We start from the raw sequence: 2524 nt of genomic DNA on the forward strand, positions 1-2524 counted from the left end.
GGAAGAACTGAATCAGGCCTGTGCTGACTTAAATAGAGACAAACAACTAGCCAGTGTGTTTGGTACTGGACTCAACGAATGGAAGAAGGTCAGGCCTGAACATGAGAGCAAGATAAACAAGCTGGTGGGGCAGGCTACGGATTTGTTGCTGGATTTTGTTTTAGCTGAAACAGGTAAGGGTAAAACAACACGTACTGAACAAGGTGAGTGACATGAAATTCAACAGCCAGTACTTCACCCTTGGTACTCTGGTGATTGTCTCTGGCCTGCTTTGGTTCTATTACAGTGAGTATCAGGACAAGGCCAAGGAATACCGTAGCTTAAAGCTACAGTATGACGAACAGGTCGCCATCAACACCAACCAGCAAGAGCGCATCAAGCAACTCCACGAACGGGATGCAAAAAGCTTACAGAAACTCGCCAATGCCAAATCTAAACTTGATGAGCTTAGCGATACTCTCCGCACTAACACTCAGCGGGTGTACGTCAAAGCCGAGTGCCCCGTGTCTGAAACCGCTGCCCCCTCCGGCGTGGATGGTTCAAGACCCGCCAGACTGGCGAAAGACGCTGAACAGGATTATGTACGTCTCCTCGGAGAACTTGAAACCCTCGAAGCCCAGTTCCTCGGACTGAGGGATTGGGCGAAGACTGAATGTGGGAGTAATAATGGAAAACCAACACCGTAAAATCACTGGCTATCGTGAACTTACCCAAGATGAAATTAATTGCATGAACAAGATTAAGGCGCTGGGTGAAGAATTAGGTCAACTCTATGACTATTTAGCAGTTACAAATGCACAAACAGGAAACCACCAAATTGATATGCGTTGGCTGAACGAAGGGCGAACTGACCTGCAAAAGGGCATTATGTGTTGGGTTCGTGCCGTGGCTCAACCAACTACATTCTGATTGCCACCTCAGAGCAAATGATACTGGGGTGGGTAAACCCTAACAAGTGGGGCGGAGTCCTCCGACCGCCTTACTCGCAGAATGTTCCGCTTCCTCCAGCTTCGAAGCACTGAGTTATACAATCTTTCCAATCGGGGCTGCCTGGAGAATATAGCCGAGAGCAGATCAAAGCGGAAGCTTGCGCTGAAGCTAAAAGTGTAGTGCCTGCCAACAGGCAAAGAAGAATGAACTTTTTCATTTTACTCACCTTATTTCACTGATTTCATTGACTACAACAAAAACCGATAAATCTAATAACCCCATCCCCACCCAATAACAAGCGAATAATCCTTAACAGTTAATTACCCTTTGAAACTAAAGTAAATATTCCCGTGTCCATTCCCTGAGTGGCTACAGGAATAACCCATGCTGCCACCCCGTTCCTACCGCGTACCCAACGCACACGGGCTGGTGGCATTTTTATTTCCAACTGTAGACATACCTCCATGGTTGATTTATGTACTGGACAAAAGAAATAAATTCATTGCCTTTCAATGTGTTATTTGGACACAACGGGCTGGACAAAACGGCTTAAGCATCTGTTTTTACGTCACTATTTTGAGCGAACCTCTATCGGGAATATCGATATCGATACTCCTTTGCGTCGGGTTATCGCTGTCTGTTTGTATTAGCTATGACATGCTTCCTTGCCATCGAGCGTACAGACAGAATCAAAAATAACCCATGCCCCCGAAGAAGACGGGTCATTATCAGCAACATCCGCTGTAGGCAGGCGAAGGGGTGTGACAGCCGGAGAGACGGCCTGCATTGCCATCATAATTCACCGAGTTGTGATCGCCATGTAGTCGAAGAGCCAAAGTCCGATAATTGAATATTGGACGATAAGTGACTTGCTGAATGCTTTTTCAGCATTTTATATAACCACCGTGCAAAAACTGTCGGGGTTATATCAACCAGACCAGTTAATTATTCTGATTTATGGAGAGCAAACATGTCACAAGGTACAGCAACATCCACATTCACTGTCGGTATCCAATACGACACGGAAACATTAAGCCAGCTTGAATCACAGCTAGAACACATTGCTGAACTGTTGGATCGCATTGATGGGCGGCGTGAGGCTGGCATGAAGCTGTCAACAGATAACAATGCTAAGGCTGGGGTTACTGCCGATAGCTTTAAGGTATGTGGTTCAGAAGGGAAAGTAAGAGTAGCTGTTACTCCATTGGAACTGGCAGTAGATATAAACGCCAATGCCATAATCAATGAAATAGAGAAAGCATATAGAGGGACTGCTAAGCAAGCACGCCTGAGTTCGGCCGTCATTAACTCAGCGAAAATACCCAGCATCCCTGATGACGATCACCTCCGCTATATCATCCGTGAAGAGATACGCCGGTTTGTTGCACACGAGAGTGAACGCGGCGGACTGTTCTCAAAGTGGTGATGCCATGCCGCCTCGTATCCCCCGAGCCTGCCGTAAGCTCGGCTGCCCTAAAACCACTACCGACCGCTCAGGCTACTGTAACGATCATTTGCACACAGGCTGGCAGAACCACCAGCAAGGTAAGAACCGACACGCCCGCGGCTACGGCAGCAAGTGGGACAAGCTACG

4 protein-coding genes and 2 pseudogenes are annotated in these 2524 nt (G+C 47.3%); 5 read left to right on the forward strand and 1 reads right to left on the reverse strand.

Going from position 1 to position 2524, the window contains the following annotated elements; translation table 11 throughout:
• The 3 genes and pseudogenes from ABLA76_RS17235 to ABLA76_RS17245 all read left to right on the forward strand — a co-directional run.
• A pseudogene (locus ABLA76_RS17235) lies at positions 1–211 on the forward strand (hypothetical protein); the annotation flags it as partial.
• 1 nt (position 212) lies between these two features.
• The gene (locus ABLA76_RS17240; protein WP_348988869.1) at positions 213–686 is read left to right on the forward strand and encodes a lysis protein; all 474 of its coding nucleotides are present in this window, start codon (positions 213–215) and stop codon (positions 684–686) included.
• Positions 667–909 carry a hypothetical protein gene (locus tag ABLA76_RS17245; protein ID WP_285811068.1) on the forward strand — a complete coding sequence of 81 codons (243 nt, stop codon included), beginning with the start codon at positions 667–669 and terminating at the stop codon, positions 907–909. Before ABLA76_RS17240 ends, ABLA76_RS17245 begins: the two co-directional genes overlap by 20 nt.
• A 667-nt stretch (positions 910–1576) precedes the next feature.
• Here the strand turns inward: ABLA76_RS17245 and ABLA76_RS17250 are convergent.
• The gene (locus ABLA76_RS17250) at positions 1577–1726 is read right to left on the reverse strand and encodes a hypothetical protein (protein WP_348988756.1); all 150 of its coding nucleotides are present in this window, start codon (positions 1724–1726) and stop codon (positions 1577–1579) included.
• Between the two features lie 174 nt (positions 1727–1900).
• Between ABLA76_RS17250 and ABLA76_RS17255 the strand changes: the two genes are divergently transcribed.
• Both ABLA76_RS17255 and ABLA76_RS17260 read left to right on the forward strand, forming a co-directional pair.
• Positions 1901–2356, forward strand: a complete 456-nt coding sequence (locus ABLA76_RS17255) for a hypothetical protein (RefSeq protein WP_348988870.1) — start codon at positions 1901–1903, stop codon at positions 2354–2356.
• Between the two features lie 4 nt (positions 2357–2360).
• Positions 2361–2524 (forward strand): annotated as a pseudogene (locus ABLA76_RS17260) (HNH endonuclease); the annotation flags it as partial.

The organism is Xenorhabdus sp. SGI240 (genome assembly GCF_040081915.1).
GTDB lineage: Bacteria > Pseudomonadota > Gammaproteobacteria > Enterobacterales > Enterobacteriaceae > Xenorhabdus > Xenorhabdus bakwenae.